Origin of the sequence: Arcobacter sp. L (assembly GCF_000284235.1) — a bacterium.
GTDB lineage: Bacteria > Campylobacterota > Campylobacteria > Campylobacterales > Arcobacteraceae > Aliarcobacter > Aliarcobacter defluvii.
On sequence record NC_017192.1, the window covers coordinates 2,026,682 to 2,042,483 of the forward strand.

Below are 15,802 nucleotides of genomic sequence, written 5' to 3' on the forward strand. Positions count from 1 at the left end.
ATAATTTATGAAAAAAATTTTTATACCTCTTATTCTTATATTTTTATTTGTATCTTTTATTTTTGTACAAACCAAAAAAAATGAACCATTAACTATCTCTTTTTACTCTTGGGAAAATAATTTTGATAAAAAAGATATAAATGAAAAACTTTATATAAAAGTTTTAGATATTGCTTATTCTACAAAGTTAGAAATTGTTACAACAAATCTAAAAACTACTCCAAAAGATTTCATTCCCGTTATTTATATCACAAATGAAACTATGAAAAATGTAGATTATTCTTTGGTTTCAAATGCTATTTTAAAAACTCTAAAAAATCTAAATTTTAATGAAGTACAAATAGATTGTGATTGGTCAGATTCAAGTCAATCAAACTACTTTAAACTGCTTGAAGATTTAAAAACAAAACTAAACAAACCTCTAAGTGCAACTATTAGACTTCATCAAATAAAATATTACGTAAAAACAGGTATTCCACCTGTGGATTATGGAGTTTTGATGTACTACAATATGTCTGATATTACAAATATAGATACAAAAAATTCTATTTTAGATAATGACATTGCAAAAAAATATCACTATAACTTTGATAATTATAAACTAAAATTAAAACTTGCACTTCCACTTTATTCTCAAGCGATTCAATTTCGTGAAAATAAAGCTTTGAGTATTTTTGAAGGAGTTGAAAAAAGTGATTTTGACTCAAACTTTATAGAAATTTCACCAAATCTATATAAAGTCTTAAATAGTACTTATTTTAAAGGAAGATATATTTATAAAGATGATATTTTTAAATTTGAAGATGTAAAAAAAGAGGATTTAAAAATAGCTTTAGATGACTTTATAAATTTAACAAAAAATAGATTTGATGAAATAATTTTTTATACACTAAAATACAAAAACAAATTTGATTTAGACAATTTAATAAAAGGAAAAATATGATTTTTAGAATTTTGATTTTAACACTTTTTGTAAAACTTTATCTTCTAGCTTGTGCTGATGGTTGGGATTACAATCAAAAAGAGTTTATCTTTTTAGAAAATAGAAATATGCCTTTTTCAAATGTTTCAGAAGAGGTAAATTCTGCAAATGTTTACAATACTATCATTTGGGCTTATGAAGAAAAAAATAAAGAAGAAAATCTAAAAGAGTGGAAAAAAGAGCTAAAAGATGCTTATTCGTTAAAAGAGATAGAAGATTTTGTTTATAAAAGAGAAAATCTTGATAAGTTAAAAGATAAAGAAATTCTTAATTATATAAATCTTGTAAGAAAACAAGAAAAACATGTAACTTACAACTATTATATGAGTGATGTAGAAAAAAGAGCTTTGATTAGTTATAACAAACTTTTAGATGAAGCTTTAAATAAAATAGATACAGTAAACTCTTCGTGGTTAAAACTTAGATATTTTTATTTAGCACTAAGATTAGCTCACTATAAAAAACAAGAACCTTTAAAAATCTATGAAAAATATAAATATTTATTAGATTCAAATGATAAAACAATTGTAAAAGATTGGATTCAAGGACTTTATGCTGGAGCTTTAGTAAAAAGTGGAAAAGTAGTCGAAGGTGTTTATGAATTTTCAAAACTTTTTAGTGAAGATAAAATCAACTCACATTTAAGTTACTATAATTTTTTCCATATAAAAACAAATGAACAATGGAATGAGTTATTAAACTTAGCAAAATCAAACGAAGAAAAAACAAAATTTTATGCACTAAGAGCTTTAAATGAAAATAGCAATGTAATCGAAGAGTTACAAAATATTTACACTTTAGATAAAAACTCAAAATGGTTTGATTTTACACTTTATAGAGAACTTTTAAATACTCAACACTTTTTTGACCAACACAGCGAATATGAAAGAAATTTCCCTTATAAAAAATATATAGAGTTTTTAAAAACTGTAAAAAAAAACGATATGTATTTAGTAAATTTAAGTCTTGCATATTTTAATCTTTATGAAAAAAACTTTGATGAAAGTACAAAAATCACAGAAGAATTACTGAAAAACTATCCAAACTCACATGAAGTTCAAACTTTATCATATGTTTTATATCTTGAAAAATTAAACTCTATAGATATAAAAATAGAAAATGATATATATGAAAAAATGTCAAAATTAACAAAAAACGAGACAAATTCTACTTCAATTCATGACTATACTTTTGTAGTTTTAGAAAAATTATATTTAAAACAAAATGATAAATTTAACGCATTTTTAGCAAATCATATCAACTATTTAGATGATAGCGTTTTTGATTTAGCTTTATTGGAAAAATTTAGAATATTTATGGAAAATCCAAAAGATTCTAAAATCAAAGAACATTTTGCTTCTAAATATGAAGCACAAAAACTATTAACTAAAGAAAATGATAAATTTGTATTAAGTAAAAATCTATTAAATACAAAAACAAAACTTTTAATCAACAATTTAAAATTTAAAGAAGCACTTGAGTTAAATGCTTCAATTTTAAATGAAAAAGTGCAATTCAATCCCTTTAATGGTCTAATTAGAGGAAACAATCGAAGTGGAAAACAAGATACGATGAGTATCAAAGAGTTTCTTGAAAAAGTTATTGTAATTCAAAATGAATTAGTAAAAAATCCAAAAAGTGTAATGGATAATTACCTTTATGCAAATGCCTTATATAATCTTAGTTACTTTGGAAACTCAAATATTTTGACAACAGTTTATAGAAGTGTTTACTCTTTTAATGATTATGATTTACAAAAAGAAAAAATTGATTTATCTATTAAACACTTTACTATTGCTCTTGAAGAAGCAAAAGAAAAAGAGTTTAAAGCAAAAATCACTTATATGTTAGCAAAATCTGAACTTTCTTCATATGATATAAACTATTCAAATAAAACTAAAGATTATTTCAATAAAGATTTAGATAGATATGATTTGGAGAGATTTTGGTACTATGGAAATGAAAAAGTTTATGATGAATATATCAAAAATAATTATGGGAAATATTTTGATAAACTAAAAAATGAATATAGCGATACAAATTATTACAATGAATTAATTCGTGAATGTGCAAATTTAAGAGTTTATCAAAAAAGAATGAAAGAAAAACCTAAGCCAGCTATTCATTAATGTTTGATAATATTTTAAAAGAAATAATTAAGGGAGTTTAATGCAATATTTTGGAGTAATTGAAACTAAATATGAAGAGATTTTTTTAACACAAAGTTATATGTACTTTAATGAAGAAGGTGAAGAAATAACACCTAAAGATTTAAAAGATAAAATTAAAACAGCAAAAGATAGAAAAAAAAATATAATAGGAACTGTATTTTTATACAATCCACTTGTAACTCCTATTGGATTTGATTCAAATAAATATTTATTAGAACAAGAGTTTGATGACTTTGATAAAATGATTGAATTAAAAGCTGAAACATATATAACTGTTTTCAAACAAGCAATGAGAGAAAGCTGTAAAGGAAAAATAGTAGAGATTAAAAATCTATTTAATCTAATAGAATCTCATATTGATGTTCCTTCTTTATTGACTAAATTTAATGAAGATTTAGAAAAATATAACTCGGCTCAAAATACAGAATTTGATAGAGATATTATGTATATTGATGCAGCCAATTTTATTCCTTCAGGAAAATTTGTATTCTTTTGTTGGGGAGATAAAATCAAAGAAAAAGAGTTTCCATATATAAATGATTATGCAAAATTAATTTATGAAAATACTTTAAAACTTGGGAAAAAAGTAGCTTATGTTTATAAAAAAGAGAAAACAGAACAAGGTTCAATAGAATTTTTACAATTTTCTAACCCTTTACAAAATTATAAATATAGAAACTCTATTTCAAGTGCAATAAAAAAAGCATTTGAAGAGTTTCCACCAAAACCAACTCCTTATGAATAAAATTTGAAAGGAAAATTTTATGCTTGATTCAGAATTTTTAAAAAACCAAACTGTACTTTTTGTTGAAGATGAAGAGTTAGCAAGAGAAAAACTTGCTAAGCTTTTAAGTAAATTATTTAAAACTGTAATTCTTGCAATAAATGGAGATGATGGTTTAAAAAAATTCAAAGAATCATATAATTCAAATGAAAAGATTGATTTAATTATTTCAGATATAAACATGCCTATTATGAATGGTCTTGAAATGCTTGAAAAAATAAGAGAAATAGATTTAGATATTCCTATTATTTATACAACTGCTAGAAATGAAACTGATAATATTATAAAAGCTATTGATTTAAATGTTAGTAGTTATATAATAAAACCAATTGACACAACTCTTTTAGTAAAAAGAATATCTGAAGCTTGTGAAAAAAAATATATTCAATCTAAATTAGATGAAAAACAAAATGAACTAAAAAAATATCTTGAAGCAGTTGATAATGTAGCTTTAATTTATAAAATGGATGGAGATGGAAATATCTCTTTTGCAAATAAAAGTTTACTAGAAACTTCAAAATATACAATTGAAGAGTTAAAAGAGATAGGATTTAATGGTTTAATCCATCCAGATATTCCAAAAGAATATATTGAAAATACATGGACAAGTTTAAAAAAAGGTGAAAATTGGACAGGGAATACAAAATTTTTGTCAAAAGAGCATGAAACTTTTTATTTAAAAAATACTATATTTAAACTTGATATTGAACATAAAATAGAATATATAACTATTGGATTTTCAACAACAAAAGAAAATATAGAAAAAAGAGAATTTCAAAAAAAAGTTATAAAAACTCTTCAAGAATTTAATAAAAAAGAGTATTCATATAAAAAACTCTTAGAAGAATCATCAGAAAGAATCAAACAATTAGAATCTTTTATCCCAAAATTACAAGAAGAATTAGAAGAACAAAGGTTAAAAACTGCTGCTAGACAAAGACAACTTGACCATTATGAATTACAAATGCATAATGTTGATGAAAAATATTATGGACATATGACCGTAAAAAGTAAAGAAGCAGAAGAGTATGCAAAAAATGTCTCTTTATTAAAACAAGAAAAAGCTGTTTTACAAGAAAAAGTTAAATCTTCTCAAGAAGAGATTATAGCTATAAAAAAAGAATTAGCACTATTAACTGAAACTAATGAACAAAAAAACAGAAGAATTACAAATTTAACAGATGTTATTAAATCTTTAGAAGATAAAATCAAAGAAATATCACAACCTCAATAAATAACTTAAAATTTATTTTGAGGAAGTGCAATTATATACCTTAGTCCTAGTTCGCTATTACTTAATTTTAAATCTCCTTGAAAACTATTTTTTATTACAAGTTTTACCATATAAAGCCCTGTTCCTGTCCCATTTGCTTTTGTTGTATAGTAAGGATCAAAAAGTTTTTCTAAAGTCTCTATTTTTACCCCACCTGCATTATCTTCCATAATTAAAATAGTATAAGATTGTTTAGATAACACTTTAATATTTATTTCTCTATTTTTTATACCCTTTTCTTTGAAAGCATCAATTGAATTATTAATAATATTTAAAATAACTTGCTCTAATTCTGTTTCACTACCATAAACTTTTTCATCTGATACTTCAATATTTAACTTGATTTCATTAACTTCAAACTGATTTCCAAGTAATTTTATAGAAGTATTTATTGCATCTTTTATCTCAAATTGAACTTTATTTTTTTCAGGATTGAAAAAATTTCTAAAATCATCAATAGTTTCACTTAAAAATTTTATTTGCTCTTTTGTATTTTTTGAAAAATCATCAATAAATTTATCATCTATTTCATTATATTCATAAGAAGTTTTTACATCGTTACAATACAAAGACAAAATATTTAAAGGTTGTTTTAGTTGATGAGCAATTACTCCTATCATCTCTCCCATTGTTGCCATTTTTGATTGATGAATTAAAACTTTTTCTTTTTCAGCTATTTGCTTTTCATCTTCTTTTCTTCTTTCAAAAATATCAATATAAACTTTTAATTTAGAATTTAATAAAACATCATGAATTGGTTTTGTGATATATTCAACAGCTCCGAGATTATAACCTTTTGTTTTATACTCATCTTTATCATAAATTCCTGTTATAAAAATAACTGGAATATCTTTTGTTCTTTCTATATTTTTAATATAATCAACAAATTCAAATCCATCAATATCAGGCATTTGAACATCAGTTAAAATTAAATCTATATTCTCTTTCATAAGAATCTCAATTCCTTCTTGAGCATTTAATGCAGAATAAATTCTTACATCAAAACTATCTTCTATCATCATTTTTAAAGAATATATGTTTTCAGGAACATCATCTACAATTAAAATATTAAATTTATCCATGTTATTTTTCCAAATAAGTTAAAATTTTGTTAAATAATTCTGTTTTTACCAACTCTTTATTAAAAAAGTTTTCTTTAGAATCATCATTTGTCGCAATTACTAAATAATTCAATTTTTCATTTTTTAAATACTCTAAAATCTCATCTAAATTTGAAGATAGATTTTCTTCATAAATTAAAATAAGTTTATAATTTTTATCTAAAGAGTTCAAACTTTCTTCAAATGAATTAAAATAATCAATAAATACACCTTGCTTTTTCAAAGCAACAGCAACTTGAAAAAAGCTACTATGATCACTATTTATTACTAAAATTCTATCTTCTTGTTTTAATTTCGTTTCTTCCAAAATATTTTCATCCATATCAAAAAAAACTATATCTTCTATAACCTCATCCTTATCTTTTGAAAATATAGTTACTTTATCATCCGAAATATTTTTAATAGTTGTTTTTTTAGGCAAAATAAGTTCAAAAGTACTACCTTTATCTATTTCACTAAAAGCTTTTATATCCGCTCCTAATAAAAGTGCTAGTTCTTTTGATATAGCAAGTCCCAAACCTGTTCCGCCATATTTTCTTGTTGTACTTCCATCAGCTTGTTTGAATCTTTCAAAAATATGTTGTAACTTTTCTTTTGGTATTCCTATGCCTTCATCAGTAACTTTTATGGTTAAATCATTAGCATTTTCTTCTAAAATTACTTCTATTTTTCCATCTTTTGTAAATTTTATTGCATTACTTATAAGATTTTTTAGAATTTGTTTTATTCTGCTTGAATCAGTTAATAAAAATATCTGATTTAATAAACAATTTGAAATCAACAATAACTCTTTTTCAACAGCTAAAGGCTGCATCTCTGTTATTAAATCTTCAATTAATTGATTGATATTTGTTTTTGTCAAATTAATTGTAATTTCACCTGCTTCAATTTTTGAGATATCTAAAATATCGTTTATGAGAACTAATAAATCATTTCCACAGTTATTGATAATTTTCATATTTTTAACTTGTTCATCATCAAGTTTTTTATTTTTGTTTTTTGACATAATTGATGAAATAACAATGATAGAATTTAGTGGAGTTTTTAATTCATGAGACATATTTGCTAAAAAATCACTTTTGTATTTATCTGATTCAATTAACTGTTTTTGTTGTTCTTTTAACTCATTTGTTAAATGCTTCAATATTTTATTTTTATTTTTCATTCTTTGAACATTTAAACAAGCATCAATACTTATATTTAATTTCACAATTAAATCTTGAAACATAGAAGTAATATATTCAAAATTTATTTCATTATTTTCATAAACAATAAAAATAAATCCCTTATCTAAAGGTAAAACTAAAAATCTTTTATCATCAAAATCAAAATCTTTTACATATTTAAAATCATTAATATGCTCTTTTAATAACTCTTTGTCATATTCAAAAGAGTTATTATAAGACATATATTTATACAAATTATTATTTTCATCGATTAAATAAAAAAATCCATTTATTGCATTTGTTTCTTCAACAAATGTTGTAAGAACTTCTTTTATCATATTATTCAAATCTAAACTGTTACCTATAGAGCTATGACATTTGTAAGTCAAAGCTAAGTGCTCCATAAACATATCCACACCTTTTTTGATTAAAATAATATTTAACCAAAAAAAATAATACCATAAAACTCTCTTTTAGTAAAGTTCATTTAAAAGATAATTAAAAAATAAATCTAAAAAAATGTAGTTATATTTTAGCTAACTTTAATTATTTAAATTATATAATTCCGTCCACTTAAATTAATGGGGTATCGCCAAGCGGTAAGGCAACGGTTTTTGGTACCGTCACTCGAAGGTTCGAATCCTTCTACCCCATCCAAATTAGTTTGAGTTTTATTGATGGTGAGGTTGGAGAGTGGTCAAATCCTGCGGACTGTAAATCCGCCGCCTACGGCTTCGAAGGTTCGAATCCTTCTCTCACCACCACTTTTTTTCAAAAGTAATCTGGTTCGATAGCTCAGTCGGTAGAGCAAAGGATTGAAAATCCTTGTGTCGACAGTTCGATTCTGTCTCGAACCACCACTTTTGAATTTTATATACACATGTGCGAGTGTGGCGGAATAGGTAGACGCGCGGGACTTAAAATCCCGTTCCGGTTTCGGAGTGTGAGTTCGATTCTCACCATTCGCACCATTAACATTACAATCCCCAATTTATCGACATTTACAAACTTATAAAAAGCTTAAATAGGTTTAAACTTTAATAATTGCCCTAATACTTGCCCCTTTGGTTGCACCAAAAAAGGCAAAAAATGTATCTAATAAAGCATAGAGAAACTTATTACTATAAGCGAAAATTCCCAAAAACTAAGCATAATTTCGTTATATCTTTAAAAACTGATAGCAAAACAGAAGCTAAGTTTCTCATTAGTATAATTAACCCTAAATTTTTAAATCTAATAACAGGAACTAACATGAATTTTGAAGAAGAAATAGCTTATATAAAAAGCCTTATACAGCAATATATAGATGAAGCAAAAGAAGATTATGAAAAGTTTGCTAAAGTTAGGGCTAGTAGATACACATTCAAAACAGAAAGCAGAAGAACAATATTAGGAAGCCACCCGAAAGCTATTAAAAAAGCTATAAAAGATTTAGGCTATGCTATTCACAGCCCAGAACCTGAAAAAGATAAAGCTATTGAAGATTTAACTATTTATAGCACTATAAAAAGCGATTATAACGAAGCTTTAGAAAAACTAAGTAACGATGGGAAAGAGAGATTAAAAGATGAAATAATCAAAGCCGAAATTGAGTTACTATATTTAGATAAACGAAATAATAGCGAGAGATTAGAAAATCCAAGTGAATATATACAATTTCAAAACAAAACAATAGAAGAAGTAAAAGAAGAAACAAGACCCACAGAGCAAATACAAACTAGAAACTACAAAGAAAAAACTATCCAGGAGGTTATCGAGTTATTTATAACTAAAAAAGAGCAAGATACAGTAAATAAAGACACAATCAGAAGATATAGAGCAGATTTTAAAATCTTTACAGATTTAATAGATAATAAAAAATATCTAATAGATTTAGACCATAAAGATTTTGATGAGTTTATAGAGAATATGAATTTTATTCCCGATTTTAACAAAAACCGAGCCTTATTTAAAGAAAAGAATAGTAATTATAAATTATTAGTAGAAGAAGCAAAAAAAAATGAAAATATAGAGTGTATAAAACCCCAAACAGTTGAATTAAAATTGATAAATATTTCAGCTTTGTTTGATTTAGCTGAAAATTACGAGATAGTAGATAAAAACAGGATAGTAGGTAAATTTTCAAAAAATACCAAAAAGCACGAGACAATCGAGAGAATAGAATATCCACAAACAGAACTTAATAATCTATTCTATAACTCAATATGGTATAAAGAAGAGTTAGAAAAAAACTTAAAAGAAGCCCCTCATAAAATATGGCTTCCTTTGTTAATGCTGTTTTCAGGAACAAGGCTTAACGAAGCAGCCCAACTTTATATAGACCAAATCGAAATTATAGAACATATTCCATTCATAAAAATTTCAAAAGATAAAAAAGAACAAAAACTTAAAAATCTTAGTAGCAAGAGAAAAATCCCAATCCACTCTTATTTGCTAGAAATGGGCTTTATGGATTATATAGAACAACTTAAAAAAGATAAGGAAGAAAGATTATTTCCACGGCTTTACTATACAAAAAGTAAAGGGTATGGACAAGCATTTTCAAAAATTTTTGGGGATTTTAAGCCCACTTTTATATCAGAGCAAATTAAAATGCAACTAAAAGCAAAAGAGTTTAAATTAGATATACATAGCTTCAGACACAGTTTTGTAGGGTCTTTGAAAGGTAAAATAGAAGACGGGGTTTTGGATAGCTTCATGGGGCATAGAAACGGAAGCCTAAGCCAAAGCCGATATGGAAGCTATCGAACAGAAGTATTAAAAAATGCAATAGATTTATGCGATTATCCACAAGTTGATTTTATGCCACTTGTTGAGAGAATGAAAAAATATTATAAATCAACAAAAGCAAAGATATAAATACTCTTAAGCTATTTTTAAGTTTTAAATAGTATTTAAAAGCATTTTAAGCTATCAAATAAGCAAAATAAATCAAAAATAAGGTAAAGATAGCTTAAATTAGTTTAAATCGTTTTTAGGGCTATTTTTGTTCGTTTTTGAATATTTGTTTATTTTTTACTATTTTTATGTTTTTTTAATGTTTCTAATTTTTAATAGCTTTTAACTTAATTTAAAAATAGCTCCCTCATGTACGCGTAATATTTATAGATAGAGAAGTAAAAAAAAAGAATAAATGTAGTTAGATATGTTGTAATCGTTATTTGTGATAGTTTTTATAGACATTAAAAAGTTTACTATACTAAACCTTTTTGTATTCAATATTTAAACTTTTCTTAATTTTTTCTTAATTTTATGGTATAGTTTTTTAAATATACAAATAGGAGAATATAAAAATATGAGAAAAACACAATATGGAAGTTTTACAGAAACTAATAAACTAAATAGTACAAATAAAAAGATAGATGAGTTAGCTAATAAAAAAATGGCTAAGATGAACGATAGCTTCAAAATTAAAAAAATTGTCCAAAATGATTTTGGAACTACTACGAAAAACAAAATGGAGAACATTAAAATTTATGAAGATGAGAATGGAAATAAAGAAGTATTCAAACAAACTAAAATTCAAAAAATCCATGATGATTTAGATAAAGCTGGGTGGAGAAGAGTTAATCCTAATATATTTTTAAGTGTTTTAATTAAAGCTAATTTCAATCTAGTTAACATAAAAATCTTGAAGTATATTTTAGAAAAAATGAATACAAAAAATGAGATAGTAATAACACAAGCAGAAATTATAGAAATTTTAGGAGTAGGAAAAAATAGTGTCGTAGATACTTTTAAAAATTTAAAAGAATTAAATGTATTAAAAAAAATAAAAGGTAAGTACATCTTCAATCCGTATGTTATTTCAAACAAAGGGAATAACACAGAAGAGATAGCTCAACTACATGAATTTTATCTTCCAGATTTTAAGCATGAAAAAAAAGAGAGAGAATTAACGGAAGAGCTAAATATTTTAAAAGAGAGAATGGCTAGAGTTGAAGCTCAAATTAAAAAAAATAAAAAAGAAGAAGAGAGAGAAAATATATATAAAGAAAAAGGAGAAAATGAAGATGAAGAAATATAAATTAAAAGATGTTCTAAGTAAAGATGAATACATAGAAAATGTAAAAAAGATTACAATAAATTTTAAAACAAATGAATATAAATTAAAAGATATTCTAAGTAAAGATGAATACAAAAAAATATTGTAATAAATTGTAATGTATAACTAACTTTTCTGTAAATTCTAACTCTTTTTTGTTCCGCTACTGTAAAACAGCAGCGGCTTTTGGAATAATTGAGAAAAATAATAAAATTACTTATGTTTGGACAGTTGTATAATATATTAAAAAACTGGTAAGTATGATTGTATTTAAAAAAGCTGAAAAAACTAGCTAAAAAGACATAAAAAGGGGCTTGAAAATGATAGAGATTGAATTTTTTAAATAATAGTATGGCAGGATAGCAAGAGCCAAAAATGGCTCTCTACTGGCAGTGCCAACCCGATAAAATCGGTATTCTTAAAGAGCCAATGTTGAGCCAATTTGAAAAAATTGAGCCAAATTGTGCCACTTTTTAACAACAAACCCCCATCATATCGAAGTTTTAGAGAATCAATATATGTTTTTTTTGCCAAAAATCACATAAATATCTAAACTTAAGATATACTTAAGAGAGCCAAAAAATGGCTCAAATAAAACACAAGAAAAAGGAGAAATAATTATGAAAGAAATAACAAAAAATAACAAACAAATGGTAAGGGTTGGTTTACTTCAAAACGAAATAAATTTAATAAATGAACAAGCAAAAATTAATGGAGAAAGTGTTTCTCAAACTGCAAGAATTTTAATTTTAAGAGGTTTAGAAAACTTAGAAATTGCAGACAATCTTAAAGATTCTGTTAATTTTCAAATCGCAAAACTAGACAGAAATCAAAAGGAATTTGACAAAAAAATTATGAAAATTTTAATGTTAATCTTTAAAACTTCTTTTGTTGGCAAAGATTTTATTGCAACATTTAATAGAAAAAGTTTTCCAAAAAGTGATGAAGAATTTAAAGAATATTTAAACAAAATTGAAGAAATTGCAATTAAAAAAGCTTTAAGAAAATTAGGAGAAAATGAAGAATAAAAATTATAAATACTTTAAGCTTTTTCTAAGTTATAACTCATTATAATTCCAGCCTACAAATTAAAAAACGGTTGAACTAAGGGTTATTCTATAGGTTGAACAATTTTTAAAGTATGCCATATTTTGGGCTTTGTAGATTTTGCGAGTTGAAATTTCTAAAATTTCTCACCATTCGCACCACTGTAAAACAATCTTGTTTTATACTATTTTCAATCAAAAAATCTTAAAACTTTCCAAATACCATTTTGAGCCATATATAACAAAACAAAAGTATCAAAGTTTTGACAACATAACTAAAATAAATGGAACATGATATTTAGGAGCACCAATAATATCAAATATTTTACATGTTATACCCGCAAACTTTAAAATATCATCTTTTGTATATTCATGATCGTATGCATTATTAAGTAACTCTAAAGTCTTTTGTGATACTAACTCTAAATCATCACAATTAACAATATCCTCATCAAGAGTTTTTACAAATTTACATGCATGTGGAAATGTTTCAAATAACTCTTTGAATTCTTGTTCTTCCATAGTTTCTAAAAGTTGTGAATACTTATGAAAGAAATCGTTTATCTCCTCAAATTTACAAACCATATGATTCCTTTGTGTTTATTTTCTAATATACAAAAAGTGTGCCATATATTTTGGCTTTATTTATTAATTTGCTTCTTCGTCAAATAATTTTAATTTTATTTTAAATTCTGCTCCAATATATTTTTTATCATTATAAATAAATTCTTTATTTCGTACAACAATTGTTCCATTTAGATGTTTTGTTATAATCTCTTCAGTCATATAAAGTCCTATTCCAGTACCTTGTGATTGATGTTTTGTTGTAAAATATGGCTCAAAAATCTTATCTAAAAACTCTTCTTTTATTCCACCTGCATTATCTTTTAAAATAATATTTACTTCATTTTTATTATTTTTATATACATCAATAAAAATATATCTTTCATCTTCTTTTTTTAATAATTCATCTCTTGAATTATTAAATATATTTATCAATGCTTGGATTAATTCATTTTCATAACTATAAAGTTCCACATCTTCTATATTTTTAATTATAGTAATTTCTTTTGCATTAAATTGTGCAGAGATTAAATCAAGTGTTGTAGAGAATGTATTTTTTAAAAAGAATTTAGATTTTAATCTATTTGGACTAAAAAAGTTCCTAAAATCATCAATCGTTTTAGATAAATGTTGAGCAGATGTGTTTATTTTTTTTGAAGCTTCAAAAAAGAACTCATCAGTTAATATTCCCATCTCTTTTTGTAAAACCATTCCACTAGAAGCTGTTGTAATTGTAGATAAAGGTTGTCGCCATTGATGGGCAATATTCCCTATCATTTCACCCATAGCGGCCATTTTTGATTGTTGATGTAATATCGTTTGTTTTTTATCCAATTCTTTTTTATATTGATTAAATTTATTCTCTAAAAATATTGAAACATATCTTGAAATAATCAACAATACAATAATCAATATAAAACCTACTAATAAAATATTTTTTACATAAGTTTCATATTTTTCATCTAGTTTTCTTTTTACTTCTACAATTTCTGAATTTACATCATCTTCATAAAATCCAGTCCCAATTAACCATTTCCAATCATTTAATCCTTGAACATAACTTATTTTTTTTGTTGCTAGATTTGTTCCAGGTTTTTGATTTTGAATATATGTACAAAACCCTCCACCTTCTTGAGCTATATTCATCATCTCTAATACAATTTCTTTATTATCTTTTAAACTCAATGTTTCATTGTAGTTTTTACCTATATACTCTTTTCTAATATGACTTAAATATACTCCATCATAATTAATAACAAAAATATATCCTACTTTACCAAATTTAATCATACTTATATATTCTAAAGCCTTTTTTTGAATCATTCGTTCAAAATCATCAAAATATTCACCTGTACCAATAGCTATATTTAAAGGTTCAAAATATTTGTAAAAAGATATCTTTCGTCCTACTTCTCCCTTTGTATTAGGCTTATACCAATAATATTCATCAAATCTTTCTGTTTTATCTTTTATTGTATTTACAATTGTTTGAAAAAGTTTATAACCTCTCGCATCGGTATAGTTTATAAAATTTTTACCTTCGATACTTTTATCAACAGGATGAGATAACTTATTTCCATTAATATCATCCATAAAAAAGTAACCTCTTCCATCATTGAATCTAATCTTATCTAAAGCAACTTTTATAAGTTCAAAAATCTCTTTTTTACTTTTTGTATCTTTATAATTTTCATAAATACTAGAAGCAATTGCATGAGCTTCATAAACCCTACTTTTTACGCTATTTTTCAATTCTTCTTCAGTATTTGTTTGAAGATGTTTAATAAATAAATAAACTCTATTTACCTCTTCTTTTATAATATCTTTATTTTTTGAAATATATTTTTCTTCTATATCTTTTTTTTCTTCATCAAACGTTTTTTTATTCTCAAAATATAAAAATAAAATTACAAAAATAGAAAATATAGTCACAAAAATAGAAGGCATAAATTTTATTATTTTTAAAAATTGTTTTTCTCTTGAAATTTCCATTTTTTATTACTTTTTTATAAGATTATTTAATCAGTCATTATAACAATTTTTATTTTAATTGCCTATTTTTAAATTACTTTTTTATTATATGGGATAAAAGTAATCCTTTGATATAATCAATCTTTTAAAAATTTATATAAGGATTATTATGCCAAAAATAGGAATATTAGTATCAAGTTCTAATAATAACCAAAAATTAGGATTAAAATTAAAAGAGTTAGCTCTAAGTCAAAATTGTGAAGTTGAATTAATAAATTTAGTAGACTTAAGATTACCTCTTTATAGTACAGTTGAAGAGGAAGAAAATGGTGTCCCTGAATCTGCTTTAGATTTAGCTTCAAAAATCTTAGATTTAAAAGCTTTTATTATTGTTGCCCCAGAATATAATGGAGTAATGCCTCCTGTATTAAATAATGCAATGGCATGGACTTCACGTGCTACAAAAAACTGGAGAGATGCTTTTAATGAAAAAATAGTAGGACTAGCAACTCACAGTGGTGGAGGTGGAGCAAAAGGACTTCAAGCTATGAGAATAATGTTCCAACACTTAGGATCAACAATAATAGCAAGAGAAATTTTAACTACTTATGAAAAACCTCTAAATGAAGAAAGCGCAATTTCAATGATTAATTCTTTAATCAAACTATCAAAAGCTTAA

General features: G+C 24.6%; 13 protein-coding genes and 4 tRNA genes. 13 read left to right on the forward strand and 4 right to left on the reverse strand.

Going from position 1 to position 15,802, the window contains the following annotated elements; translation table 11 throughout:
• Window positions 1-7: 7 nt before the first annotated feature.
• The 4 genes from ABLL_RS10035 to ABLL_RS14755 are packed head-to-tail and all read left to right on the forward strand — an operon-like array spanning window position 8 to window position 5,171.
• Window positions 8-943, forward strand: a complete 936-nt coding sequence (locus tag ABLL_RS10035) for a hypothetical protein (RefSeq protein ID WP_014474691.1) — start codon at window positions 8-10, stop codon at window positions 941-943.
• Complete coding sequence (locus ABLL_RS10040) at window positions 940-3,111, forward strand: hypothetical protein (RefSeq protein ID WP_014474692.1); 2,172 nt, start codon at window positions 940-942, stop codon at window positions 3,109-3,111. The genes ABLL_RS10035 and ABLL_RS10040 overlap by 4 nt, the downstream gene beginning before the upstream one ends.
• Before the next feature lie 40 nt (window positions 3,112-3,151).
• The gene (locus ABLL_RS10045) at window positions 3,152-3,898 is read left to right on the forward strand and encodes a hypothetical protein (protein ID WP_014474693.1); all 747 of its coding nucleotides are present in this window, start codon (window positions 3,152-3,154) and stop codon (window positions 3,896-3,898) included.
• A gap of 19 nt (window positions 3,899-3,917) precedes the next feature.
• On the forward strand, window positions 3,918-5,171 hold the full coding sequence (locus tag ABLL_RS14755; protein WP_014474694.1) for a response regulator: 1,254 nt from the start codon (window positions 3,918-3,920) through the stop codon (window positions 5,169-5,171).
• Between the two features lie 5 nt (window positions 5,172-5,176).
• Here the strand turns inward: ABLL_RS14755 and ABLL_RS10055 are convergent, their stop codons facing one another.
• Both ABLL_RS10055 and ABLL_RS10060 read right to left on the reverse strand, forming a co-directional pair.
• Window positions 5,177-6,292 (reverse strand): hybrid sensor histidine kinase/response regulator, encoded by a 1,116-nt coding sequence (locus tag ABLL_RS10055; protein ID WP_014474695.1) that lies wholly within the window; start codon window positions 6,290-6,292, stop codon window positions 5,177-5,179.
• A 1-nt stretch (window position 6,293) separates the two neighbouring features.
• Window positions 6,294-7,907 (reverse strand): HAMP domain-containing sensor histidine kinase, encoded by a 1,614-nt coding sequence (locus ABLL_RS10060; RefSeq protein ID WP_041654841.1) that lies wholly within the window; start codon window positions 7,905-7,907, stop codon window positions 6,294-6,296.
• Window positions 7,908-8,079: 172 nt separating this feature from the next.
• On the opposite strand from ABLL_RS10060, the gene ABLL_RS10065 reads away from it, so the two are divergent.
• The 8 genes from ABLL_RS10065 (at window position 8,080) to ABLL_RS10095 (ending at window position 12,570) form a co-directional block, all read left to right on the forward strand.
• Window positions 8,080-8,154, forward strand: a tRNA-Gln gene (locus ABLL_RS10065).
• 22 nt (window positions 8,155-8,176) lie between these two features.
• Window positions 8,177-8,261, forward strand: a tRNA-Tyr gene (locus ABLL_RS10070).
• A gap of 20 nt (window positions 8,262-8,281) precedes the next feature.
• Window positions 8,282-8,357, forward strand: a tRNA-Phe gene (locus ABLL_RS10075).
• A 24-nt stretch (window positions 8,358-8,381) separates the two neighbouring features.
• Window positions 8,382-8,468: transfer RNA gene (locus ABLL_RS10080), tRNA-Leu, on the forward strand.
• A gap of 280 nt (window positions 8,469-8,748) precedes the next feature.
• Window positions 8,749-10,356, forward strand: a complete 1,608-nt coding sequence (locus ABLL_RS14760; protein WP_014474697.1) for a site-specific integrase — start codon at window positions 8,749-8,751, stop codon at window positions 10,354-10,356.
• A 436-nt stretch (window positions 10,357-10,792) separates the two neighbouring features.
• Window positions 10,793-11,524, forward strand: a complete 732-nt coding sequence (locus ABLL_RS10090) for a replication/maintenance protein RepL (protein WP_014474698.1) — start codon at window positions 10,793-10,795, stop codon at window positions 11,522-11,524.
• Window positions 11,511-11,651 carry a hypothetical protein gene (locus ABLL_RS15085; RefSeq protein ID WP_158310011.1) on the forward strand — a complete coding sequence of 47 codons (141 nt, stop codon included), beginning with the start codon at window positions 11,511-11,513 and terminating at the stop codon, window positions 11,649-11,651. Before ABLL_RS10090 ends, ABLL_RS15085 begins: the two co-directional genes overlap by 14 nt.
• Before the next feature lie 511 nt (window positions 11,652-12,162).
• Window positions 12,163-12,570, forward strand: coding sequence for a hypothetical protein (locus ABLL_RS10095; RefSeq protein ID WP_014474699.1), 408 nt, complete (start codon window positions 12,163-12,165; stop codon window positions 12,568-12,570).
• 273 nt (window positions 12,571-12,843) lie between these two features.
• On the opposite strand, the gene ABLL_RS10100 is transcribed toward ABLL_RS10095, so the two are convergent.
• Both ABLL_RS10100 and ABLL_RS10105 read right to left on the reverse strand, forming a co-directional pair.
• Window positions 12,844-13,173: a hypothetical protein gene (locus tag ABLL_RS10100; protein WP_014474700.1), complete on the reverse strand. Its 330-nt coding sequence runs from the start codon at window positions 13,171-13,173 to the stop codon at window positions 12,844-12,846.
• A 63-nt stretch (window positions 13,174-13,236) separates the two neighbouring features.
• On the reverse strand, window positions 13,237-15,144 hold the full coding sequence (locus tag ABLL_RS10105; protein WP_014474701.1) for a cache domain-containing protein: 1,908 nt from the start codon (window positions 15,142-15,144) through the stop codon (window positions 13,237-13,239).
• A 148-nt stretch (window positions 15,145-15,292) separates the two neighbouring features.
• Here ABLL_RS10105 and ABLL_RS10110 point away from each other — a divergent pair, with 148 nt between their 5' ends.
• A complete protein-coding gene (locus tag ABLL_RS10110; RefSeq protein WP_014474702.1) occupies window positions 15,293-15,802 on the forward strand; it encodes an NADPH-dependent FMN reductase in 510 nt (169 codons plus the stop codon).

Coding starts and splice junctions, on each gene's coding strand:
- ABLL_RS10035 (WP_014474691.1), top strand. CDS start 8: ATGAAAAAAATTTTTATACCTCTTATTCTTATATTTTTATTTGTATCT.
- ABLL_RS10040 (WP_014474692.1), top strand. CDS start 940: ATGATTTTTAGAATTTTGATTTTAACACTTTTTGTAAAACTTTATCTT.
- ABLL_RS10045 (WP_014474693.1), top strand. CDS start 3,152: ATGCAATATTTTGGAGTAATTGAAACTAAATATGAAGAGATTTTTTTA.
- ABLL_RS14755 (WP_014474694.1), top strand. CDS start 3,918: ATGCTTGATTCAGAATTTTTAAAAAACCAAACTGTACTTTTTGTTGAA.
- ABLL_RS10055 (WP_014474695.1), bottom strand. CDS start 6,292: ATGGATAAATTTAATATTTTAATTGTAGATGATGTTCCTGAAAACATA.
- ABLL_RS10060 (WP_041654841.1), bottom strand. CDS start 7,907: ATGTTTATGGAGCACTTAGCTTTGACTTACAAATGTCATAGCTCTATA.
- ABLL_RS14760 (WP_014474697.1), top strand. CDS start 8,749: ATGAATTTTGAAGAAGAAATAGCTTATATAAAAAGCCTTATACAGCAA.
- ABLL_RS10090 (WP_014474698.1), top strand. CDS start 10,793: ATGAGAAAAACACAATATGGAAGTTTTACAGAAACTAATAAACTAAAT.
- ABLL_RS15085 (WP_158310011.1), top strand. CDS start 11,511: ATGAAGAAATATAAATTAAAAGATGTTCTAAGTAAAGATGAATACATA.
- ABLL_RS10095 (WP_014474699.1), top strand. CDS start 12,163: ATGAAAGAAATAACAAAAAATAACAAACAAATGGTAAGGGTTGGTTTA.
- ABLL_RS10100 (WP_014474700.1), bottom strand. CDS start 13,173: ATGGTTTGTAAATTTGAGGAGATAAACGATTTCTTTCATAAGTATTCA.
- ABLL_RS10105 (WP_014474701.1), bottom strand. CDS start 15,144: ATGGAAATTTCAAGAGAAAAACAATTTTTAAAAATAATAAAATTTATG.
- ABLL_RS10110 (WP_014474702.1), top strand. CDS start 15,293: ATGCCAAAAATAGGAATATTAGTATCAAGTTCTAATAATAACCAAAAA.